The organism is Paenibacillus sp. FSL P2-0121 (assembly GCF_037975345.1).
GTDB lineage: Bacteria > Bacillota > Bacilli > Paenibacillales > Paenibacillaceae > Paenibacillus_AQ > Paenibacillus_AQ odorifer.
This window is the reverse complement of record NZ_CP150245.1, coordinates 4,793,730-4,816,122: the sequence shown is the minus strand read 5'-3', so window position 1 is coordinate 4,816,122 and position 22,393 is coordinate 4,793,730. Positions and strand designations below refer to the sequence as shown.

The window sequence follows — 22,393 nt, the reverse complement described above, 5'->3', positions numbered from 1 at the left end:
TAGTCGAATATGGAAAGATTACAGAAAATTTTGGCGCAGGCCGGTGTGGCGTCCAGACGCAAGTGTGAAGAAATGATTTTGGCCGGTAAAGTGGAAGTCAACGGGGAACTCGTAACTACGCTTGGCACGAAGGTGGACCCCGCAACAGATATTATTAAAGTTTCCGGTAGACTGATCCGGGGCGAGAACAAAATCTATATTATGTTCAACAAACCTAAGGGAGTAATCACAAGCGCTTCCGATCCAAAGGGTCGTAAGGTTGTAACTGACTACCTAAAAGGAATTACTGAACGGGTTTACCCTGTAGGCCGGCTCGATTACGATACGGAAGGTTTGCTGCTGCTGACGAATGATGGGGACTTTGCTAACTTGCTGACTCATCCGAAGCATCATGTACCTAAGACGTATCATGCTACGGTCAAGGGTATACCGCATGGCACTGCATTGGACAAGCTGAAAGCTGGCATCAAGCTGGAAGATGGCATGACAGCGCCTGCGGAAGTAGAGTACAAGGATATTGATGAGGCAAATAAGGAAGCGGTTATCAGCATCACGATTCACGAGGGACGTAACCGTCAGGTACGACGCATGTTTGATGCGATTTCACACCCCGTACTCCGTCTGAAACGGATTTCATTCGGGGATATTATGCTGCAAAATCTCAAACGTGGCTCTTACCGTCATTTGACCAAGGATGAAATTAACCATCTGCAGCAAATTGCCAAAGCAGGATTGCTTAAAGAAAGAACTCCACGTAAAGAGTCATAAAGACACAGAATATTCACAATTAAACCCCCTAAAGCTGTGACGAAATTCGCTATAATGTTCATAGGATGTTCACACCTTACAACATAAGTATGAGTTGCGTCACAGAAGGGGGCTTTACGTGTGGGTAAAGCAAGAAAACCAATTCAAATCGTGATTCTGTTTCTAATTGTTATAGTGGGCGGTTATGCCATCGGTTCCTCTGTATTTGGGGGAAGCGGCAAACCAGAGGAAGGGAGCAAAGCACCTTCCTTTGATTTGCTTGGGCTTGACGGTCTGGCTCATACCCTAGACGAATATAAGGGCAAGACTATTGTGCTTAATTTCTGGGGCTCTTGGTGTGCACCTTGTGTCAAAGAAATGCCGGCTCTACAAGCGCAATGGGAGAAATGGAAGGACAAAGACGTAGTGGTCTTAGGCATTAATGTGGGCGAAGACCGGATGACTGTCGAGAATTTTGTGAAGCAGGTAAACATCGATTTTCCGATTTTGATGGACACTGGACGTGATGCTGTACGAAGTTATGGTATTTCTCCGCTGCCAACTACCTTATTCATTAATTCCAAGGGTAAAATTGACAACATTCATATCGGCCAGCTTGATTTGAATTCACTTGATGATCAAATTGGGAAGCTGGTGGATTGATGAGTGAACGCGAGGCATTTATAACCAATACCAAATGTGAATGTGGTCACCAGAACCCTGTAGGTACTGTTTTATGCGAAGCATGCGGGAAGCCGTTGGGGAAGGAATCAGACTGGGGCGAGAATTTGGAAATGCGTTACGATGGCGTAGCTCGCCGATCTCAGCGCGTTAACCCGGGGATTATTGATCGGGTGTGGAACTTTTTCTCTTCCGTCAAAATAGCGATCTACCTGATCGTGTTGACACTTGTAGGCTCTATGCTGGGGACGATTTTCCCGCAGGAGAGTACTTTTCTTAATATTGATGCCTCAGTTTATTACAAGCAAGAGTACGGAACAGCCGGATATATTTATCACAAACTTGGACTTTCACATACATACGAATCCTGGTGGTTTGTAACTCTACTCGTAATGATCGGCGCTTCACTTGTGATCTGTAGCTTGGATCGAGTACTTCCGCTCTATAAGGCCTTAACCAGACAAAAGATTCGGAAACATCGTCAGTTCTTAACTCGGCAAAAAGCTGTGTTAGTGACTGAAGTACAAGAGGAACCAGAAGCTTGGGTAGCCCGGGTAATTCAGCCTATGCGTAAAAAGGGCTATCGCGTGAAGACGGATGGAGGGGCTCTGCTGGCAGAGAAACATCGCTTCAGCCGCTGGGGACCTTATGTAATACATATTGGCTTAATTATTTTTTTACTTGCTGTATTAGCAAGAGGATTGCCGGGACTGAACATGGATCAGCATCTTGCTTTCCCGCAAGGGGAGATCACACAGATTCCGGACACCACCTATTATTTGAAAAATGAGAAATTTACCGTGGAGTTTTATACGGAGGAAGAGATGCCTGAGGAATTTCGCGGCAAAAAAATACTTCCAAAGCTATTCCAGACCCAAGCTGTGCTTTATGAATGCACCGCGGATTGTGGAGACCCTTCGAAGGAACCGCAGCTATCCGAGGTGACGAAACATGATATCCAAGTAAATTCACCTTTGGATTATAAAGGATTGAAAGCGTATCAGTTTGATTATGATCTGACCCCTGTGCTGCGTTCGGTACAGCCTGAGCTTAAGAATTCCACCACTGGCGAGGCGTACGGCAAATTTAAGCTGGACATGAAGAACCCTCAGCGGGCAATTCAGGCGGGTCCTTATACTTTAACTTTGAAAGAAAAGTATATGGATTTTGGTCTAAATGAGGAGGGTCAGCCGATTTCCAAATCACCTTATCCGAATGCACCTGCTTTTTTGTTCCTGATACAAGGTCCGGATCTCCCGGCGGAAGGGCAGCAGTATTTCTATTTTCCTAAACAGGTGGATAAGGCGCAGTTTCAACAGGCTGCCATTAACGATAAGCTTGGCGGGAGCAATAGATTTCTTGAGCTTGAAGTGGACAACATGAGCGACGTTGATTTTTCGGAATCGACTACTTACTTGAATATACGTATTGATCGTGCAATGCCGTTTGTATGGCTAGGTGCAGCAATCGTGATGCTGGGTTTAGTGCTTGGCTTCTACTGGCAGCATAGACGTATCTGGCTTACCGTTGCTAACGGGGAGCTTATCCTCGGAGGACATACGAACAAGAACTGGTTCGGGTTCCGCCGTGAGATCGTTTCTATTTTAGAAAAAGTAGATCTGGTAGTCGATGAAAAATCAATAGATAATGGAGGAGGCCTTTCATGAGCTTGCTCGACATCAGCAGCGCTGTCTTTATTGCCGCATTTTTATTATACAGCGGTTCGTTTATGTTATTCACTATCGCCATCATGGGTCGCAAGTGGTCAGGCCGCAAGCCGGAGGAACATACCGCACGTTGGGGCAAAATTGCTTTTATTTTCTCTTCAATGGGTCTTATCTTTCATCTTATTTATTTCTTTACACGCTGGGCGGGCTCAGGGCATATTCCGGTCAGCAACATGTATGAGTTCATGACTTTTTTATCGATGATGGTGATGGTTGCCTTTACTGTGATGTACGCTATTTATCGTAAGGTAATCTTGGGTCTTTTTGCAGTTCCAATCAGTATTATTGTGATGGCTTATGCCGCAGTATTTCCACAGGAAGTACAGCCGCTGATTCCATCTCTTCAATCGAACTACTTAAAGATCCACGTAACACTGGCTGCACTAGGTGAATCCTTCTTCGCAGTAGGGTTTGCGGCGGGACTGATGTATCTGCTGCGAACAGTCAATTTTTCCAGTAAAGAGAAGGCGGATCGCAAGCAACAGAGGCTGGTCGAATTTACTCTCTTTTCAATCATTGTTATAATTGGGTTTCTGGGTTCTGTTTTTGCATTCCGCGGAGCAGGCTATGAAACTGTTTTTGTCCGTCCGAACGTTACGATTGACAGCCCCGGGCAGGAAAATAGTACAATAGAGAAAGTGAGTTATCGAATGCCGCCGATTGTGGCACCTCACAATAGCGAAATTGAGAGCTTCCAGTCGTTTCTTGGCATAAAAGAACCACTCTTTGAGGCACCATCTTGGATGAATGGTGTAAATGCTGGACGGAAGTTTAATACTGTAATTTGGTCACTCCTTTCCGGATTAATCCTCTACGGAGTTCTTCGCTTGATCGTACGTAAACCGCTGGGCACTGCTTTACACCCAGTGATGGACGGAATTGATGAGGGCGATCTAGATGAGATTACGTATAGGGCGATAGCCATTGGCTTTCCTATTTTCACATTAGGCGCTTTGATCTTTGCAATGATATGGGCGCAAATCGCTTGGGGAAGATTCTGGGGATGGGATCCTAAGGAAGTATGGGCGCTTGTCACTTGGCTCTTCTATAGCGCTTATCTTCATTTACGTTTGGCTCGTGGATGGCAAGGAAGAAAATCTGCCTGGCTGGCTGTGCTTGGCTTCCTGGTCGTAATGTTTACTCTGGTTGGCGTTAATTTAGTCATCGCCGGACTTCATTCTTACGCGGGGACGGACTGAGCATAGTTTACCTGTTAACGTTGCACAATGGTTTAAAGGTTACGTTCTACTGTATTGATGAAGGGGTTGTAGTGAAATGGCAGATCATTTAAACAGAATTCTGGTAGTGGATGATGAGGAACGCATTCGCCGCCTGCTAAAGATGTATCTTGAAAAAGAAGGTTATGAAATCGATGAAGCGGAAGACGGAGAAATCGCTCTTCGTAAAGCAACAGCAAATGACTACGGTCTGATTTTGCTGGATGTTATGCTGCCTGGCATCGATGGGATGGAAGTGCTGACAAGACTCAGAGGAGTGAAGTCAACACCGGTCTTAATGCTTACAGCTAAAGGGGAAGAGATCAACCGTGTTCAAGGCTTTGAGATGGGCGCAGACGATTACGTTGTGAAGCCCTTCAGTCCACGTGAAGTCATTTACCGGGTGAAGGCTATTATGCGCCGTTCTTCGGCGACTGCTTTCTTGTCCAAGGAGAGCAATTCCAGCAATAACATTGTATTTACTCATCTTATTATTGAACATGATGCTCACCGTGTGACTGCTGGTGGTGAAGAAGTAAGTTTGACACCTAAAGAATATGAACTTCTGCATTATTTGGCTATTTCGCCTGATAAAGTATTTTCTCGTGAAGAACTGCTTAAGGATGTCTGGAATTATGAATTTTTCGGAGATTTGCGTACTGTAGATACTCACGTAAAACGTCTTCGTGAAAAACTGAATAAAGTATCACCGGAATCTGCAGCGATGATTACGACCGTATGGGGCGTAGGTTACAAACTAGAGGTACCTAAATAAGTGAACTTCTGGAGAAGTCTTGTCGGCAAACTGTGGGTTACGATCATCTGCCTGGTCGCTGTCGTGCTTATTACCTTGGGGTTATTTTTGCTTCCCTACATAGACAGTAACTTTGCCAATTCCGGAGATATCAAACGTTTATTTATGTATACTTGTATGATCGGATTTTCTTTGACGACATTTTTTGCGTTGTTTTTGTTTACCAAAATCACTCAGCCGATGCAGCGTGTCATTGAAGCTGCGAATAACATTCGACGGGGTGAATACGGAACAAGGCTTACGCTTGTCACAAGTGATGAAATTGGCCAGTTGGCGACTTCCTTTAACCATATGGCTGAGGAGCTTGAAGAGAATATCCGCAGTCTGCATCATGAGAAGGGGCATCTGTCTAGCGTACTGCGCAGTATGAGCGATGCTGTGATCACCTTTGACATTGAAGGGCAGATTATTTTGACCAATCCGCACGGCCAAGCTCTGCTAGAGAGCTGGAGCGATTTGCAGTGGGAACATGCGAGTGATGCTGAGCTTCATCCCGAAACGGCTGAGAGTAGTGTTCCACCTCCCCTGCGTCCTTTATTTTTAAGCACCTTGAAGCAAGGTGGCGATGACCGCTCCAATGTACATGTACGGCAGGGCGTCTGGTCTGTTCATATGGCACCGTTATATTCTGAAGGCAGCATTCGGGGAGTAGTTGCTGTACTGCGGGATGTGACGGAAGAGGTGCGTCTGGAAAAGATGCGCAGAGACTTCGTAGCTAATGTCTCCCATGAAATCCGTACTCCATTGTCGATGATGCAAGGGTACAGTGAGGCTTTATTGGACGGGATGGCTTCATCCCCCGAAGAAAGCAGTGAGCTGATCCAGGTCATTCATGACGAATCACTGCGTATGGGGCGTCTGGTTAAGGATTTGCTTGATCTTGCCCGAATGGAAGCCGGACATACGGATATGATGAAAGCTCAGGTGGACATGAATGAACTGCTGGAACGAGTCTACCGTAAATTTTCTGTACGTGCGAAAGAGCGCGATATCCATCTTCACTTACAGCAAGAGAGTGATATTGCTGTTCTGAAGGCAGCGGATGAGGATAAGCTGGAACAAGTCTTAACCAATTTACTTGATAATGCTTTTCGCCACACACAGGGTGGCAAAAAAATCACGGTTCATACAGGAACTTGTGTATTAGAAGGCCGTCGTTATCTTGAGATTAAAATTCAGGATGAAGGGGTTGGAATTCCACCAGAGGATCTGCCGTATATATTTGACCGCTTCTACAAAGCTGATAAGGCGCGTGTACGGGGAGAATCAGGTGGAACGGGACTTGGGCTTGCGATTGTTAAAAATATTGTAGAGTCGCATCACGGGACCATCTCAGCTTCAAGCAAACTAGGCGAAAGTACAACCTTTACGCTAAGACTTCCTGTCGAAAAACAGTAATTCCAAACACAATGTGTGATAGCGCCTCTGACAGCAGAGGTGCTTTTTGTTGAAACAAACACATTAATCTTGTTCATCGTGGAACATATCTTGTAGGTTTTGCTTGGGAGGGCATAGAATGATTTTATCTTTAGACCAAGGTACTACCAGCTCACGAGCCATATTGTTCGATACGGAGGCTAAATGGGTCTCACAAGGTCAATATGAAGTTAAACAATCCTTCCCCCATCCAGGCTGGGTAGAGCATGACCCTGAGCAAATCTGGGCGTCACAGCTCGCAGCGGCAAGAGATGCGATTGCGCGGGGTGGCACAGCAGTTGAGGAGATCTCTGCCATCGGAATAACCAATCAGAGAGAAACAGCTTTAATCTGGGATAAAATAACGGGCAAACCGATATACCCTGCGATTGTGTGGCAGGACAGGCGTACTGCAGAGCAATGTGAAGAACTTAAAAGTAAAGGGCTGGAGCAAGTTATAGCGAGCAAGACGGGCCTTGTTGTAGATGCTTATTTCTCAGCTACCAAAATCTCCTGGATACTGGATCATGTGGATGGCGCCCGAGAACGGGCGAATCGTGGGGAACTTCTAGCAGGGACGATCGACAGCTGGTTAATTTGGAGACTTACTTGCGGAGCCGTACATGTCACTGATGTTACCAATGCCTCACGTACGATGCTGTTTAATCTTCATGAACGGTGCTGGGATGAAGAGCTAATGGAAGAGCTTCGTATTCCGCGTGCCATTCTGCCAGAAGTAAGAATGTCTGGTGGCGAATTTGGAGTAGCAGACAAACAGTGGTTCGGGGCGGACATTCCAATTCGCTCTGTACTTGGAGATCAACAGGCCGCATTGTTTGGACATACTTGTCTAGAACCCGGCAGTGCCAAAAACACCTATGGTACAGGCTGCTTTATTCTAATGAACACAGGCACAGAAGCTGTAGCCTCCAGCCATGGCTTGTTGACCACTGTAGCTTGGGGTATGGGAGATGAACTCTATTATGCCCTAGAGGGCAGTGTGTTCGTGGCCGGAGCGGCCGTTCAGTGGCTGCAGGAGGGGCTTGGTCTTATAGAGGAGCCAGCAGGCTCAGAAGATAAAGCACGGGAAGTAGAGGACAGTGAAGGGGTTATCGTTGTGCCTGCGTTTACCGGACTGGGGGCACCCTATTGGGATATGTATGCCCGTGGAGCCATATTTGGCCTTACTAGAGGCACTACCTCAGGACATCTGGTACGAGCTACATTGGAGTCCTTAGCCTTTCAATCTAGAGATGTAATAGGAGCTATGGAAAAAGACGCAGGCATGCCATTGACCGGCCTTCGTGTGGATGGCGGAGCTGTGCGTAACGATTTGCTGATGCAATTCCAGTCTGATATCCTGGGCAGTGAGGTTACTAGAACAACCTATGCGGAGACAACAGCTTTGGGTGCGGCGCTTCTGGCCGGGTTAACGTCCGGAGTCTGGACACGTGCCCAGCTAGAGAGCTTCAACAAGGCTGAGAGGGTCTTCTCGCCTGAGATGGGTATAACTGAGCGGGAAGGTCGTTACAACGCCTGGAAGGACGCTGTAGCGCGTACCATGGGTTGGGAGAAGCATGAAGGATATCAGTGATAAAGGAGCTGTATATATCTATGGTTAACGGAACCGAATCTGATCTGCCGGGCGGACTATCTAAGCCGGCGCTTCGAGCCCTGCATGGGGCTGGATATGTTCAGCTTCAACAATTCAGCAAGCTTACTGAAGGAGAGCTTCTGCAGCTACATGGATTGGGGCCAAAGGCGATCGTCCTATTACGGAGTGCTCTCGCGGAAAAGGGGCTCACCTTTGCAAGTAAGTCCTGATGTTGCGTTAATATTTATATTAAAAAGCGGCAAGCTTAGGTGAATCCCTAGCTTGCCGCTTTTTGTTATACAGCTCCTAATATTCAATAACAAATGCTACATTTTGCCAACCGGCGCCCACTGTCCAGAACAGGACTTTATCACCACGTTCGATCTTTCCAGTAGTTACAGCTTTATGTAGAGCAATAAATGGGCTGCTGGTAGAGGTATATCCGAATTCATCCCCTATGTATACCGCTACATTGCGATCAATGCCGACTTTCTTACACATCTCTAAGATATTAGGCAATGAAAACTGTGAGAAGCAGGCTGCTTTAATGGCTTCAGGCGCGATATTGTTGTTAGACAGTAGAGTACGAATAGACTCAGAAGCAGCATCTATGCAAATGGAATCATCAAAAGGAATAAACTTCACATTAAACTCTCCAGCCGCTACACCTTGTTTACCCAGTTTAGCCAGGCCTGCGCACGGGAATTTGGAATTATCGCAAACACAAGGATCCGTTTGGTAGATAGAGTCAATGAAACCGACCACATCCTCAGCTTGTTCAAGAATGACTGCCGCCGCTGCATCACCGAAGTTAGCGTAGTAGACTGGATCATTCTTATCGGCATGAGGGGTTACATAATCGGAGCCGATGACCAACGCTCGTTTAATCCTAGGATTCGCTTGCATTTGACGGCTAACCTGTTCCACAGAAGCCGTCATACCCGCACAATTAGCATTGCTGTCAATGCAGATTGTATGGGATGCGCCTTTGATCAAACGGTGAATCATTAATGAGTTGGTAGGAAAGATATACTCAGGAGTTTGACTTGCATAGGCAATAAGGTCGATATCGGCACCTGTGAGACTACTTTTCTCCAGAACATTCCTGGCAGCCTCAAAAGCCATCGTAAGGGAATTCTCATCCGCATCCTTAATACTATACCGTGTAATACGACCTAATGCGGATAATAGACCTCGAATATCAATGCCTTTTTCGTCAAAATGCTTAATGAAAAAGTCGTTACCAACTATATTGCTGGGATGATAGATATCAATGCCTTTAATACGAATTCCGGTCATAATACGCCTCCAGGAAAGCAGTAAAATGTGGCCTACATATTAAGATTCAAAGATCTAGACTGTAACCGCAGAAATGATCTCGATGTTATCGAGTCCAGCTTTACGGCCAAGACGGGAAAGCTGCATTTTGAGGATCGGGTTATTTTCAAGCGTTAGATTTACTTTTACAAATCCATCATTCTTAAACATTACAAAGCAGCTTTCTAAAAGAGGTACAACATCTGGTGCAGTTACATTTAGCTTTCTGCAGTCGATTTTTAGTTCATAGTCAGCTGGAGTAATTGGATTGATAGTTTGTTGATAAGCTTGAATAGATTTTAGACCATCTTCTTCAGAAAATGTTCCATCCAACTCAATGTTAATAACCTTGTTTGTAGTGTCTGTCTTCAAAACGAAACTTCCCATGCCTAAATCTCTCCCATAGATTGAATTTGTCCAAAACAGTTCGACTGCAATATCCAGCCATGTATATCCATTTAGCTGTTTTATAAAAGTCAAAATTCGACACTATACAGCAAGTAATGGGATATTCCGACTCTATTATAGGCATATTTTTCAAGTGTATGCAATAATAAAGTCGAATTTTGTATATTGTTGTCGAACTGTTGGGTTATTGGATTTCTTCTATGGTTGCAAGCAGGATATTAAAAGCTGTGATGATTCTAGGTGCCCCTATAACGGGTACTAAGTGTAATAGAATACCTTTAAGCTGTTCTACGGTAACTCCAACACGAAGGGCCATGACATAATGAACGCCCAACTGTTCGAATTGACCCATTGAAATTAAAGATGAAATGACTGCGATTTCCTTCCAGTCAGGGGCTATAGTATTACGTTGAAAAATATCGCCATAGGCATTCCCCATAATAAATTCAGCCAAGTCAGGGAAGTGGTCTTTAATTGGAGCTAGTGCTTTTGCGCCATAGTCTCCTGATAGATTCGTGAAGTGGTTGAGACCACTGTTGATATTTTCCTTCATGGTTAGCCTCCTAGTTTAGGTTCAAAGTACGGTGTGCAGTCGGAGGGACTTCATCACGGTCTGTTAGTAGTTCAATAACGGCAACATGGTTTAGAGCTACCGCATCTTTAATTGCAGCTGTGAATTCATCCGCAGTCTCACATTTGTAGCCTTTAGCACCTAGAGATTCAGCGAATTTCACGGCGTCCATTGGTACTTCATATAGAGTTCCATCGATACGACCTGTGGTTTTCTCCATACCCTTAAGAGCCATATCTAGTTGCTTATTATTGACCACGATAAAGATGACAGGGATATCTTTGCAGACAGCGGTGTTAATCTCAGCGCCGAGCATCATGAAACAACCATCACCTGTAATGCAGAGGACAGTTTCTTCAGGAGCTGCAACTTTTGCACCAATAGCCATGCCGATCGAATTACCCATGCAAGCAAAATACGCATCAAAAACAAAGCTGCCCGGTTTCTTAACCTTGTACCATTTTGCAGCGTGGAATCCATGACTTCCATCATCAACGAAAATTGAATTATTATAAGGGATCAAATCACTTAAAGTGCTCATTACGGAAGCAAGGGAAAGATTCTTGAGGGTTGGAAGCTCTTCTGAATAATCCGCATCGGCCAAAGCCTCACGTTTGGTGATTGTGCTTGGGTCAATATGATTTAGGCAGTGCACCAAATTATCGCGCAGGTCCCCAGTGACCGGTATCGTTTTGGACAATAGTATTTTTCCGACAAAGGTTGGATCAATATCAAATTGAATTAAAGTTGCTGGATGATTCTCCCGTTTAAGATTACAGATGGTCATATCACTTAAACGTGATCCAAGCACTATAAATAAATCGCTTTTATTCAATAAATCGTCCCCGTGGGTCGAACCGCCAACGCCAATAGGACCATGATAGAGTGGGTGATCCCAGACTATAGCCCCTTTTCCACCAGGAGATGTTACTACAGGAATATTAAAAGTTTCTGCGAGTTGAACAAGCTCTTTATGTGCTCCGGAGCGGTTAATTCCTTTACCCGCAATAATCAAAGGATTCTTAGCAGCTTGAATAGCATCGATGACTCTATCGATATTAGCTTGACTAATTAGAGATTCTCTTTCTGGGATTACTATATTGCATTCTTCCAATACTTCAGTTTGTACATCAAAAGGAATACAAAGATGAACAGGACCCCGTTTGGTCAGGGCCACAGAAATCGCATGATTAAAAATAGTACCAAAGTGATCCCCACGTTCAACCAATTTACTGAACAAGGTGGCAGGTCTGAACATATCAGCTAAATCAGCCAGAAAAGAGGTGGAGTCCTGACATTGAGGAATTCCAAGCTCTGTAATGGATTGGTGGCCGGTAATAAATAGGACAGGTAGGTTGTTAGCTTTCGCATGTGCTGCTGCTGTAAGCAGGTTAGTTCCCCCAGGACCCGAAGTACCAAATGCTACGCCTAGGTTACCCGTTTTCAGCGCATACCCTGCTGCTTCGAATCCGGAGCTTGCTTCATGTCTGCCGGGAATAAATTCAATACCGTAATCCACCATCTTTAGAACAATTGGACAAATGGATTTGCCAATGATCCCAAAAGAATGGGTGACTCCAAGGTTACGTAGTGCTTCCGCCATGTAATCTGCGACTGTCTTCAAAAGAAACACCTCACAAGTTTTTTGATATATATTAGTTATTAATCTACCGAATAGATACGACAGATCAATATACTCAAAAAGTAAAAACCTGTGCTCTATAGTAAGCACAGGTTGGTGGCATAAGGCACCGCTAAGACTGAACAATAGTTCAGCCGTCCTGGTTCCTCTGCAACCTGGCAATCATGGCCTCAAACGAAAAAATGAGGCTGTAGATCCATGGTTTTGCGTCATCCTCTTTCGAGGATTTTGCCAATATTAATTTATAGTTGATAAGAATAATTTTCCTTTACAATATATTCCTCATTAATTTTTGTCAACATAATCCGCTAAAAAAACTCGAAATTTGACGAAAGTCTTGTCCAAGAGATGAAGTTTTGCCTCGCGAAAAAAACTGCCACCTAAGACTCAGCTTAGGTGGCAGTTGATAGTTTTGAACTAGAATTTAAAGATATGAATGGTTTTTTGCAGATTAAATACGGCCTGGGTCATTTTTTCCGTTTCTTCTGCAACAGACTGCAGGGCATTAATCTGTTCATTCATAGCCGCCGATACCTCTTCCGTGCCAGCAGCAGTTTCTTCGGTGATTGCTGAGATATTCTCAATTGCACTGGAAATTTTCAAGGCACTTTCTAGCATAAGATCGCTCTCCGCAGAGAATGAAGAGATTTGCTCGGTAATGTACTGCACGCTTTGTACAATTTGTGCGAAAATATGGGCAGATTGAGTGATCATTTCATTCTGAACCTGCACAACCTCTTCATTGATGGCGATATTATCGATGGCTTGTTTAATATCTGACTCAATGCTGCGGACCAAGCCGAATACTTCTTTTGTGGATGCCGTAGATTCCTCAGCAAGCTTGCGGACCTCTTGAGCTACAACGGCAAAACCCCGACCATGCTCTCCGGCACGAGCAGCTTCGATGGAGGCATTCAGTGACAGCAGGTTGGTCTGCTCAGCGATCTCTGTGATGGTCTTGGTGATCATCGTAATCCCGCGGGCATTTTGTGAGAGAGCTTCAATAGTATCAGCCACTTTTTGTGTAGCCTCTATGTTTTTACGCATGCCTTCAGCCTGTGTATCTACGGATTGGCGCCCTTGCTCGACAAGTTCTAAGGTATGTATTGAACGTCTGTTCATTTCTTTGGTGGAGTTCGTATAATTGGATACTTTAGTTTCAATGTCTTTAATGGATTCTGTCATATCAGCGATATCCGTAGATATTTCATTTGCACCAAGAGCGAGCTCAGTAGAAGAAGAGGCTACTTGTGCCATGACAATTTTCAGGTTCTGGTTCTTATCTTCGATTCCGCGGCTTGCATCCATAACTTGACGGGTGATCTGCGATGCATCGGTCAAAATCTTCTTGAGCTTATCAATCATTGTGTTAAAGGAGCGGCTTACGTCACCCATTGAACCATTTTCGTCCGCTCTGCTAGTGAAATCACCCTTCGAAATACTGTGAGATACATTAGCAATATCATCAAAAGATGATGTAAGCGTTCTCTCCACGAAGCGAGCAACAGGTAAAGTCAGACCTGCAAGAACAACTACTAGTATAATTCCTACGAGAAATTGACCTAGAATCATTAACGTAACTAAGACAGGAATAGCAAACAGTGCGGCAACGAGGTAACATCCGGCAACAATTCTTTGTTTTAACGGAAGTTTGTGCATCCAGCTCATTGGTAAAATGTCCCCCTTATTAAATTTTATGTAATGGTGTTATTATAGGGGATTTATAGGTCATTGGTCTATAGAGAAGTGTCATAAATCTTCTTTAAGTAGTAGATATTTAGAATTCATGTCAAAATTCCTCATATATTGTGGAAATTGTTTTAATAGCAGACTTTACCATCCTTACTAGTTCGATAGGAGCTAAAACAATAACTGAAGGAGAGAAAGAGAGTACGATACGACAGGCAGATTCTATAGCATTAAACTCGGCCTCCACGTTCATCCACCCAGTATTAGCAGAGGGTTCTACTAAAGTTATAGTTACATATCTTTCACGTTGTAATTCTTTAAGAATAGACTCATTCACCTTTAAGTTCACTACATATTTTGGCAGTGCTGCTTTAAAAGCTAAAGTCGATTGTTCCCAGTAGCTTTTTAAATCAAAAGCCTCAGGTCTGACAAATGATTCATAAGTTGCGTCAGCTTGTATTAATCTCGACACGCGAAAAGTCCGCATTTCACCCTCGGTTCGTGCCACTACATACCAAACTCCACGTTTTGCGACTAACCCGAGAGGTTCAATGAAACGCTCCTTCATCTCGTCATTCCGTGGGTAAGTGATCTTTACTTTACGGTCTTCCCAAACAGCTTCCTGCAGGACAGATAGGAACGGATATGTCTCGTCGGAAGGGTGCCAGCTGGCACCATCTATATGAATGCGCTGGCTCAGGTAACTGGCTGGATTATTCGGCCTGGATGGGGAAGCAGCCTCCAGCTTAAGCACGGCAGAAGAGAAGTCGTTTTGTATACCCAGATCTTTTAAGATTGAGGAGTCTGCGGACAGCAGCAGAGTAGCAATTTCTGAGGGCTTCATACCCGTTAAGGAGGTCCGGTATCCTTCTGTGAGCATCCAACCCCCTTCGCGTCCCCGTTCGGCAAGAATCGGTATTCCCGCTGTACATAAGGCTTCCATATCTCTAAACACAGTTCGTTCAGACACTTCTAAGGTCTGGGCTAGCTCACGGGACGTCATCTTTCCACGATTTTGCAGCAAAAGTAAGATGGATAACAAACGATCGGCTCTCATTAAGGGAACATTCCTCCTCCTAATAAATGTTAGTTAGTTCTTAATTAATTATTATATTATATATGTCAGTTGATGTCATATTAAAGAATTATACTTATATAAGGTAAGGATTAAATACAGAACATTTAGAGAAAAACAAGTGTAGAAAGGATTGAGAACATGACTTTAAAAGGAAAAGTAGCATTGGTCACCGGAGGCAGCAGAGGTGCTGGTAGAGGAATTGCATTGGAGCTGGCAAGGAAAGGTGCATTCGTTTATATTACGGGCAGAACGACAGAGGCTTCTGGCATAGAGCATAGCAAGCGGAGCATTGATAACGTACTTAGGGAAATAAAAGCGGAGGGAGGGTCCGGCAGCGCCATACGATGTGATCATACAAAAGATCAGGAGACAGAGGCGGTCATTCGCCAGATTGCTTCAGAGCATGGGCGGCTTGATATTTTAGTCAACAATGTATGGGGCGGCAACGATTTACCTATTGAGCAGAAGTCTTTCTGGGAGCTTCCTACAGCGCATTGGGATAATATGTTTAATGCGGGTGTGAGGGCACAGTTGATAACAAATTATTATGCAATACCATTAATGCGTGAGGCAAAAGCTGGCGGTCTAATCATCCACACAACCTTTTGGGATCATTACAAATATCTTGGAAACTTCTATTATGATCTTTCTAAAAACTCCCTAGTCCGCATGGCCTACGGGTTATCGAATGAGCTTAAAGAGGACAACATTGCTGTTATTCCGCTTACTCCGGGCTGGATGAGGACAGAGGCGGTGTTGGAGAGCATGAACACGGATGAGGAGCATTGGCATGAGGTTGAAGAATTGCAGATGACTGAATCCACAACCTATATCGGTAGAGCAGCCGCTGCTCTAGCAGCCGATCCTAAGGTCATGTCTATGACCGGACAACCGCAGCAGGTTGCTACGCTGGCTGAAAAGTATGGATTTACAGACATCGATGGTCGGACTGTTCCCGCATTCTTAGTCTAAACAGCAAACTTGATCTGTTTGATCCCATTTGTGCGTACGAAGCAGTATAGGACACAGCTGATCTTAAATGCAGCATTTTCGTATATTAAGAACGCTATCGGTCCCCATAGACGCTATTGATAGGCAAAACACCTGATTTAGCTCTCTTTTTGAGGAATAGTGGCACTGGAGTCCGAAACCCTGCTTCAAAGGCGGAATTATTGCATATAGGGTCATCTGGGTCCGTAACCTCAAGGGTGTCCGTAAGCCTCCACGAGGGAACTCGATTCGGTGTTGTAAATGAAGCCGAAATGGGTCGACGATCAACAACAAAAGCAGCGAAACTCCTATAAAGGGAGGATCGCTGCTCTGTTGTTTGATTTCTATCGTATTGCTTACAGAAGAATGATTTCTTCGGCAGTGTTGATTTCTGGCAGGCCAGCAAGCTTCACAAGCACATGAGTAGGTACAGCTTTATCAACGGTCAGCAGCATGATTGCTTCGCCACCAACGATTTTACGTCCCACTTGCATGGAGGCGATATTGACATCATTTTCGCCCAGCAATGTGCCCACAAGTCCGATAATCCCTGGTTTGTCGTTATGGGATACTACAATTTGATGTCCTTCAGGAGCGATATCAACCGGGAACTTGTTCACTTGAACAATTCTTTCTCCATAACCTTGCAGCAATGTTCCGGCTACGAGACGCTCTTGGTCGTGATCTGTTTTAAGGGTCACGGTAATCAGATTAGTGAAGCCTTTAGTTTTGGAAGCTTTAGTTATTACTACATTAACGTCGCGTGTTTTTGCCAAATGCATGGAGTTAACGATGTTAACATCCTCAGCGAAGTGACGGGAGAGCACGCCTTTCACAATATAGCGGGTAAGTGGTTGGGTATCGACATCTGACAGATCACCCGCATACTCAACATGGATTTCACGAATAGCACTATCTGTAATTTGGGTAACAAAGCTGCCCAGCTTCTCACCAAGTGTGAAGTAAGGCTGGAGTTTGTTCATTACGCTTGGAGCAACTGGAGGAATATTTACAGCATTGATGAACGGTTCATTACGCAGAATATGCAGTACTTGTTCCGATACATCGATCGCTACATTCTCCTGAGCTTCAATTGTAGAAGCGCCCAAGTGAGGAGTCACGATAATTTTTGGATGCGACAAGAATGGGTGATCTGCTTGTGGCGGTTCTTTTTCGAATACGTCAAATGCAGCGCCAGCAACAATACCGCTATCAATAGCTTCTACTAACGCCATTTCATCAATTACACCACCACGGGCACAGTTGATGATGCGCATTCCCTTTTTCATCACTTCAAATTGCGGGCGGGAAATCATATGGCGTGTTTCCGGAGTAAGTGGAGTGTGCACAGTAATGAAGTCTGCTCCGCGGACTACATCGTCAACGGAAGCTAATTTTACTTCCAGTTTCTCAGCACGCTCAGCAGTTAAGAAAGGATCAAAAGCAAGGATTTCCATGCCGAAAGCTTTGGCACGTTTTGCCACTTCGCTACCGATTCTGCCCATTCCCAGTACACCTAAAGTTTTGCCGCGAAGTTCTACACCCACGAAGGTTTTTCTATCCCAGGTTCCACCAATTGTTTTTGCATAAGCTTGTGGAATGTGACGGGCCAAAGCCATCATCATTGCAAAAGCATGCTCACAAGTTGTAATGGTATTTCCATCAGGAGCGTTGATAACAACAACCCCACGTTGAGTAGCAGCTTCCAGCTTGATATTATCTACACCCACACCTGCACGACCAATGACCTTTAAGTTTTTTCCAGCTTCGATAATTTTTTCAGTTACTGTAGTTTGACTGCGGACGAGTAGACCATCATATTCACCGATGATTGCAACGAGCTCATCTTCACTGAGACCTGTTTTTTTGTCTACAACTACATCTGTTGCGTCCATCAATTGCTGAATGCCCAAATCACTGATTGGATCCGATACTAATACTTTAAACATGGTTTCTTATCCCCCTTAAAGTTGAAAAGCTTTATATGTCGAGGACGCCCTGATGGGCAGTCCACAATACCAGAAGGTTCACGAACTAGTAGAGAAAAACATGTAATAATAGTAGATCAACGCGGTGTCGCACAAAAGAAATAGCGTGCAAGAGTACCGCGAAATCGGTAACTTTGGGCATAAGGTAGTATTTATGGGGGATTAGGGAATTAAAAAAACTCCCAACCCCATACTACTGCCGTAGTAAGGGACGAGAGTTATCTTCGTGGTACCACCCTAATTCACTGCAACTTGGAAGAAGCAGCCTCATTGGCCTGCATAGGCCACACTGTTAACGGAGTTGATCCGATTGTACCTACTTTAAGGTTCGATACAATATCTCAGGAGCGCTAAAGATAGCTGTTCGTCACCGGTTTGCACCAACCACCGGCTCTCTGAAGACTTCCAGGATCTTTGTTCCATCATCGGTTTTGAATGATTAATTTTTTCATAATGTAACACGGTATGCAAGTTGTGTCAATAGGCTTTGCAAGCAGCGTTTCTTGAAGTGAACTTCATTTTTCGTTATGATTCAATAACTGGTTCTATTCAAAAAAGAACGGAAGCTGTGGAAGTGTCTCCCTGTTATAATACTGTTCCCGCCATTTTACAAAATCCTGTTCCTGCACAGCACCTGTAGAAATCAACAAGGTTACTGAGGACTGGATATCCGAAAGATTTAATGAGCTTGCAGTGCCTGAGTAAATCATATCGTCTATTTTAGCAGTGATGTCCTGAGGATCATAACCTGCAAAAATTCCGCGATTCAGCATCATGTCAGCGATAGAAGCATTCTTCAAAAGAAGCGGCATTTTTTTCCACTGGATGAAAGACATCGTTTTTAGTTCGCCAGGTGCAGAAGGTATTTTCTGGTTTGTCTTAGAGCCCCATTTTAGCATAGAATCATAGAAGTTCTTTTGTGCTAACAGACCGTACTTCACGGCGCCGGTTGTAAATTCATCATTTTTCAATAACTTGGCTGTCTCTGCACCAGAGGCACTAGTAGAGACTTTGCCGGAGGCTTTAGAAAATAAAGTTAAGCTTTTGAGTACATTGACCTGTGACTGATGTAATAGAGGAGAGTTAGTAAAAATTGAATCTTGATTAACTCTTTCATATTGCTGATCTGCTAGAATACTTAGATTCTTCATTACTGCCGCATTCATACGAGCATCTGTGCTGCGCGCTAACTTATCTACTTGAATGTTCCAATTCCGCTTGAATTCCCGATAGGGCAAAAATACGTTATGATAGAAAGTAACAAGATCCTGCTGTTGATACGAGCCCGTGAATTCTACTAATCCATTCATGCTTGATTGATTGTCATATTTGGCTTCAGTTTTGTCTGCGCCAACCTTGACGCCAGTAAAAAATGCGGCGAAGGCGCAAACTAAGAAAAACAAAAAAACTAGCGTGTATAACATTTGATTTCGGGACTTACGTTTGCTCATAATAAATGCTCCTTTTTCTGGGGGGATTATCCTATGTATTATGTATTGATAGCAACACTATGGACGGTTTCTCTCTCGGAGCGGCCCGAAAAAAATAAAGAACAGGCAGGTCACGATGAAAAAATTCAAATTTGGCGAGATTAAGGTTAAAAAGGTAGAACCAGGCCAGTTGACAGACCGTCTTCTGCTGCTCAATCTCTATATCACTCAGGGGCTCACATTAATTATCGGTTTGATATGGATATTATTTCAGAAAAGAAATCCTTTTCAGCTATTAATTATTCCAGAAAAAGTACATTTTGTGGCATGGGGCCTCGGTCTTGCTGCTGCAATGCTAATTGTTGACTATTTATTGACACATATTGTCCCTGAGGAAAGCATGGATGATGGTGGAATAAACGACCTTTTATTTCGAAATCGCCCTGTGTGGCATATTATCGTCATAGCAGCAATTGTATCGGTATGTGAGGAGCTCTTATTCCGCGGAGCCATCCAATATTCCATTGGCCCTTATTGGACGAGTATAGTATTTGCTCTTATTCATGTCCGTTATTTACGTCACTTTGTACCTACCGGCTGGGTATTCTTAAGCAGTTATGGTCTTGGATATATTTACATTCAATCGGGCAGCCTCTGGGCCCCTATACTATGTCACTTCTTCATCGACCTGATCTCAGGTCTGGTGATCCGCTATAGGAGGGAATCATGAGTGAGGAATTAAGCCGGGTAAAGTCTCGACAAAAACAACATAAAAGTGAAAGCAAACATCCTGGCAAAAGTAAAAAAGAGAAGCGGACTTCGGAGGCTGTAAAAAAGGCTACTCCTGAAAAGAAGTCTACTCCTATAAAGAAAAATGCTACCGCTCGGGTTTCTACGGCAACTTTATCAAGAAAAGCTCGCCGCCCAGCAGGTTCTGCAAAGCGCTCTTCCACAGGAAGTAAAGAGAAGGACGAAGAATCTGTTCCTTCTCGTTCAGATACTTATTCTTCAGAAAAAGTTCGTTTAAGCAAGATGTTTGTGAATTCTTTGATTTTTATCTTTGTTATTTTGCTAATCGGGCTGCTTTGGTGGGGAATTGAAGGAGCGCCTCCGCTGAGTACATTATGGTGAGCACATGGGTATGGGGAATGGCTCTGGTCATTCTATTGATAGCTGCGGCTGTTGTCATAATCATGGTGATTAATGCTTTTAGAAACAGAATTATTACCGAGGAAATAATGCTAGATTCGTTACCTGAAGAGTTCGATGGATTTCGTATTTTGTTTATAACAGATATCCATCGCCGCCGCCTTCCTTCCGCGCTTCTGACACCATTAAAGGGTGGGGTAGATGTTGTCTTTCTGGGAGGAGATCTAACGGAAAAAGATAGCCCTTTAAATCGTCTTGTCGATAATATGACTCTAGTTACTTCTATTGCATCTACCTATGTAGTGCATGGAAATCATGATTACCGGGCTAATATTTCAAGGGTAGATGAGATTATTCAGGACAGTGGTGCAAAACTGTTAATGGATGAAAATGTGGCTTTTGAACGTGAGGGAGCTAAACTTTGGTTAACCGGAATTGATTTTCCGAAAAATGGGGGCAAAACTCCATACGGTCCTTTTCCGCCATTAACCACAAACACTTCTGCTGAAGGTACCTGTCGTATTATTCTTGTACATGATCCGCTTTGGTTATCCAAGCGCCAGAGTGTGCCAGCGGACCTGATTCTCGCAGGTCATACGCATGGGGGGCAGGTGATCCTTCCATTTGTGGGTCAAAGACATGTAGAGCATTTCTATCATAAATATGACGCTGGAAAGTTTAGTTGGCCAAGAGGGGACGGTTCCGCAAAAAATGCCCTGCTGCTGATCAGCAGAGGGTTTGGAACAGCACATCTGCCACTTCGCTGGGGCAGTCCTGCTGAAATGCATGTGCTGACACTGCGTAAATCAACCCAATAGTGCTTACTCTTTCCAGTAAGAAAAACTGGTAGCGTAAAAAGGGGGTTCCAAAGCCATGCAAATGGCTTTTGGAACCCCCTTCTATTTTTGTTTGATTCGAAAACAATTGCGCTGACGAAGCAACTATCGGACATGTAAAGATGAGAAGATCAACGCATTTTTAGCTCAATGCTGCGCGGATCAACAAAGCTGTAGCCTTTACCCTCAAGTGTAGTGAGCAAGGTATCCAGTCCCTCAACGGTCCATGGTAGCTCATGCATCAGGATATTACTGCCGGAATGCAGCTGATCGGTAACATTACTGATCAATTTTTCTGTCTTACCCGTTTCCTTTTCTTTCATTTCCCAGTCAAGTGAGCCTACAGACCAGGTCATGTATAACATTCCATTCTCAGCCGCGACCTTCTTGCCAACATCCCCGCCGGCACCATGTGGCGGACGGAAAAAGTGAGGAGCTTCTCCCAATGTTTCTTTGACAATATTTTGAACATCTTCGATTTGCTTTTTAACCTCTGTATAGGACTTGTCTTTCAATACAATATGATCCCAGCTGTGGTTGCCGATAATTCCACCGCGGTTATGTATTAACTCCAGAAGCTCAGGATGCTCCTTAACACGATAACCATTTACGAAAAAGATGGCTTTAGCTTGATGTTTGTCCAGAATATCCATCAAAGGGTTAATCATTGCAGCATCTTTAGGACCGTCGTCAAAAGTGAGCAGAACCACTTTTTTATTTGTAGCTTCCTCATTAGGGACGATGTCGTAATTTTTGTTCATATGGTACAGCAGTGGAATTTCAGCGGATGCTTCACCCTTACTGGCTGTACTATTTCCTGTAGTACCTCCATCTGCTGTTGCTTCAGGGGTAGGACTGGCTGTTGCTTCAGGTGCTGGCGCCGTAGTTTCTGCGCTTTGTGTAGCTGCCGCCGTGGGCGGATTGTTTGTGGTGTTTGTTTCCTTGGCTGTATTTCCATTTGCACCGCTGTTGCCACAGGCTGTAAGCAGCAAGGTAGCCAATAGGAGCACTGATGTCATTTTACCCACTTTTTTCAACTCGCTTTCTTGTTATTAGGTTGTATGAGCCGGAATCTTTCCGCGAACACTAAACATGATTT

The 22,393-nt window shown here is 44.2% G+C and carries 21 protein-coding genes, 1 riboswitch and 1 other annotated feature; of the genes, 12 read left to right on the top strand and 9 right to left on the bottom strand.

Annotated features, from left to right (window positions below):
- Positions 1–9: 9 nt before the first annotated feature.
- The 8 genes from MKY54_RS21430 (at position 10) to MKY54_RS21395 (ending at position 8,426) form a co-directional block, all read left to right on the top strand.
- Positions 10–768 (top strand): pseudouridine synthase, encoded by a 759-nt coding sequence (locus MKY54_RS21430; protein WP_036676166.1) that lies wholly within the window; start codon positions 10–12, stop codon positions 766–768.
- A 120-nt stretch (positions 769–888) separates the two neighbouring features.
- A complete protein-coding gene (locus tag MKY54_RS21425; protein WP_038572444.1) occupies positions 889–1,410 on the top strand; it encodes a redoxin domain-containing protein in 522 nt (173 codons plus the stop codon).
- Entirely contained in the window at positions 1,410–3,095 is a 1,686-nt protein-coding gene (locus tag MKY54_RS21420) for a cytochrome c biogenesis protein ResB (protein ID WP_339187849.1), read from the top strand. The genes MKY54_RS21425 and MKY54_RS21420 overlap by 1 nt, the downstream gene beginning before the upstream one ends.
- Complete coding sequence (ccsA, locus tag MKY54_RS21415) at positions 3,092–4,354, top strand: cytochrome c biogenesis protein CcsA (RefSeq protein ID WP_076304028.1); 1,263 nt, start codon at positions 3,092–3,094, stop codon at positions 4,352–4,354. The genes MKY54_RS21420 and ccsA overlap by 4 nt, the downstream gene beginning before the upstream one ends.
- Before the next feature lie 76 nt (positions 4,355–4,430).
- On the top strand, positions 4,431–5,147 hold the full coding sequence (locus MKY54_RS21410; RefSeq protein WP_036676174.1) for a response regulator transcription factor: 717 nt from the start codon (positions 4,431–4,433) through the stop codon (positions 5,145–5,147).
- Positions 5,148–6,584, top strand: a complete 1,437-nt coding sequence (locus tag MKY54_RS21405; protein WP_076127471.1) for an ATP-binding protein — start codon at positions 5,148–5,150, stop codon at positions 6,582–6,584.
- A 118-nt stretch (positions 6,585–6,702) separates the two neighbouring features.
- Complete coding sequence (glpK, locus tag MKY54_RS21400; protein WP_339187846.1) at positions 6,703–8,196, top strand: glycerol kinase GlpK; 1,494 nt, start codon at positions 6,703–6,705, stop codon at positions 8,194–8,196.
- Positions 8,197–8,216: 20 nt separating this feature from the next.
- On the top strand, positions 8,217–8,426 hold the full coding sequence (locus MKY54_RS21395; RefSeq protein WP_339187845.1) for a DNA-binding protein: 210 nt from the start codon (positions 8,217–8,219) through the stop codon (positions 8,424–8,426).
- Positions 8,427–8,502: 76 nt separating this feature from the next.
- Here the strand turns inward: MKY54_RS21395 and MKY54_RS21390 are convergent, their stop codons facing one another.
- The 6 genes from MKY54_RS21390 to MKY54_RS21365 form a co-directional block, all read right to left on the bottom strand.
- The gene (locus MKY54_RS21390) at positions 8,503–9,495 is read right to left on the bottom strand and encodes a ketoacyl-ACP synthase III (RefSeq protein ID WP_076308400.1); all 993 of its coding nucleotides are present in this window, start codon (positions 9,493–9,495) and stop codon (positions 8,503–8,505) included.
- Between the two features lie 54 nt (positions 9,496–9,549).
- Positions 9,550–9,900: a hypothetical protein gene (locus MKY54_RS21385; protein ID WP_076127478.1), complete on the bottom strand. Its 351-nt coding sequence runs from the start codon at positions 9,898–9,900 to the stop codon at positions 9,550–9,552.
- A 205-nt stretch (positions 9,901–10,105) separates the two neighbouring features.
- A complete protein-coding gene (locus MKY54_RS21380) occupies positions 10,106–10,474 on the bottom strand; it encodes a carboxymuconolactone decarboxylase family protein (protein ID WP_036676184.1) in 369 nt (122 codons plus the stop codon).
- A 10-nt stretch (positions 10,475–10,484) separates the two neighbouring features.
- A complete protein-coding gene (locus MKY54_RS21375; RefSeq protein ID WP_139329858.1) occupies positions 10,485–12,125 on the bottom strand; it encodes a thiamine pyrophosphate-binding protein in 1,641 nt (546 codons plus the stop codon).
- Positions 12,126–12,280: 155 nt separating this feature from the next.
- Positions 12,281–12,377, bottom strand: a riboswitch (cyclic di-GMP riboswitch).
- A gap of 174 nt (positions 12,378–12,551) precedes the next feature.
- Positions 12,552–13,802: a HAMP domain-containing methyl-accepting chemotaxis protein gene (locus MKY54_RS21370; RefSeq protein WP_036676188.1), complete on the bottom strand. Its 1,251-nt coding sequence runs from the start codon at positions 13,800–13,802 to the stop codon at positions 12,552–12,554.
- Between the two features lie 121 nt (positions 13,803–13,923).
- Complete coding sequence (locus MKY54_RS21365) at positions 13,924–14,880, bottom strand: YafY family protein (RefSeq protein ID WP_076184026.1); 957 nt, start codon at positions 14,878–14,880, stop codon at positions 13,924–13,926.
- 159 nt (positions 14,881–15,039) lie between these two features.
- Here MKY54_RS21365 and MKY54_RS21360 point away from each other — a divergent pair, with 159 nt between their 5' ends.
- On the top strand, positions 15,040–15,873 hold the full coding sequence (locus MKY54_RS21360; protein WP_076184024.1) for an SDR family NAD(P)-dependent oxidoreductase: 834 nt from the start codon (positions 15,040–15,042) through the stop codon (positions 15,871–15,873).
- A gap of 374 nt (positions 15,874–16,247) precedes the next feature.
- Here the strand turns inward: MKY54_RS21360 and serA are convergent, their stop codons facing one another.
- Together serA and MKY54_RS21350 are read right to left on the bottom strand one after the other, a co-directional pair.
- A complete protein-coding gene (gene serA, locus MKY54_RS21355; RefSeq protein ID WP_036676193.1) occupies positions 16,248–17,840 on the bottom strand; it encodes a phosphoglycerate dehydrogenase in 1,593 nt (530 codons plus the stop codon).
- 243 nt (positions 17,841–18,083) lie between these two features.
- Positions 18,084–18,314 (bottom strand) — a binding site (T-box leader).
- A 110-nt stretch (positions 18,315–18,424) separates the two neighbouring features.
- Entirely contained in the window at positions 18,425–19,330 is a 906-nt protein-coding gene (locus MKY54_RS21350) for a hypothetical protein (RefSeq protein WP_076127483.1), read from the bottom strand.
- Between the two features lie 115 nt (positions 19,331–19,445).
- On the opposite strand from MKY54_RS21350, the gene MKY54_RS21345 reads away from it, so the two are divergent.
- Genes MKY54_RS21345 through MKY54_RS21335 form a run of 3 tightly spaced genes read left to right on the top strand, consistent with a single transcriptional unit; the run spans position 19,446 to position 21,276 of the window.
- On the top strand, positions 19,446–20,039 hold the full coding sequence (locus MKY54_RS21345; protein ID WP_036676197.1) for a CPBP family intramembrane glutamic endopeptidase: 594 nt from the start codon (positions 19,446–19,448) through the stop codon (positions 20,037–20,039).
- Positions 20,036–20,440: a hypothetical protein gene (locus MKY54_RS21340; protein ID WP_038572439.1), complete on the top strand. Its 405-nt coding sequence runs from the start codon at positions 20,036–20,038 to the stop codon at positions 20,438–20,440. Before MKY54_RS21345 ends, MKY54_RS21340 begins: the two co-directional genes overlap by 4 nt.
- Positions 20,434–21,276 carry a metallophosphoesterase gene (locus tag MKY54_RS21335; protein WP_339187841.1) on the top strand — a complete coding sequence of 281 codons (843 nt, stop codon included), beginning with the start codon at positions 20,434–20,436 and terminating at the stop codon, positions 21,274–21,276. The genes MKY54_RS21340 and MKY54_RS21335 overlap by 7 nt, the downstream gene beginning before the upstream one ends.
- 149 nt (positions 21,277–21,425) lie before the next feature.
- Here the strand turns inward: MKY54_RS21335 and MKY54_RS21330 are convergent, their stop codons facing one another.
- Positions 21,426–22,322 carry a polysaccharide deacetylase family protein gene (locus MKY54_RS21330; protein ID WP_076179718.1) on the bottom strand — a complete coding sequence of 299 codons (897 nt, stop codon included), beginning with the start codon at positions 22,320–22,322 and terminating at the stop codon, positions 21,426–21,428.
- Positions 22,323–22,393: the final 71 nt, after the last annotated feature.

Coding starts and splice junctions, on each gene's coding strand:
- MKY54_RS21430 (WP_036676166.1), top strand. CDS start 10: ATGGAAAGATTACAGAAAATTTTGGCGCAGGCCGGTGTGGCGTCCAGA.
- MKY54_RS21420 (WP_339187849.1), top strand. CDS start 1,410: ATGAGTGAACGCGAGGCATTTATAACCAATACCAAATGTGAATGTGGT.
- ccsA (WP_076304028.1), top strand. CDS start 3,092: ATGAGCTTGCTCGACATCAGCAGCGCTGTCTTTATTGCCGCATTTTTA.
- MKY54_RS21410 (WP_036676174.1), top strand. CDS start 4,431: ATGGCAGATCATTTAAACAGAATTCTGGTAGTGGATGATGAGGAACGC.
- glpK (WP_339187846.1), top strand. CDS start 6,703: ATGATTTTATCTTTAGACCAAGGTACTACCAGCTCACGAGCCATATTG.
- MKY54_RS21395 (WP_339187845.1), top strand. CDS start 8,217: ATGGTTAACGGAACCGAATCTGATCTGCCGGGCGGACTATCTAAGCCG.
- MKY54_RS21390 (WP_076308400.1), bottom strand. CDS start 9,495: ATGACCGGAATTCGTATTAAAGGCATTGATATCTATCATCCCAGCAAT.
- MKY54_RS21385 (WP_076127478.1), bottom strand. CDS start 9,900: ATGGGAAGTTTCGTTTTGAAGACAGACACTACAAACAAGGTTATTAAC.
- MKY54_RS21380 (WP_036676184.1), bottom strand. CDS start 10,474: ATGAAGGAAAATATCAACAGTGGTCTCAACCACTTCACGAATCTATCA.
- MKY54_RS21370 (WP_036676188.1), bottom strand. CDS start 13,802: ATGAGCTGGATGCACAAACTTCCGTTAAAACAAAGAATTGTTGCCGGA.
- MKY54_RS21365 (WP_076184026.1), bottom strand. CDS start 14,880: ATGAGAGCCGATCGTTTGTTATCCATCTTACTTTTGCTGCAAAATCGT.
- MKY54_RS21360 (WP_076184024.1), top strand. CDS start 15,040: ATGACTTTAAAAGGAAAAGTAGCATTGGTCACCGGAGGCAGCAGAGGT.
- serA (WP_036676193.1), bottom strand. CDS start 17,840: ATGTTTAAAGTATTAGTATCGGATCCAATCAGTGATTTGGGCATTCAG.
- MKY54_RS21350 (WP_076127483.1), bottom strand. CDS start 19,330: ATGAGCAAACGTAAGTCCCGAAATCAAATGTTATACACGCTAGTTTTT.
- MKY54_RS21345 (WP_036676197.1), top strand. CDS start 19,446: ATGAAAAAATTCAAATTTGGCGAGATTAAGGTTAAAAAGGTAGAACCA.
- MKY54_RS21340 (WP_038572439.1), top strand. CDS start 20,036: ATGAGTGAGGAATTAAGCCGGGTAAAGTCTCGACAAAAACAACATAAA.
- MKY54_RS21335 (WP_339187841.1), top strand. CDS start 20,434: ATGGTGAGCACATGGGTATGGGGAATGGCTCTGGTCATTCTATTGATA.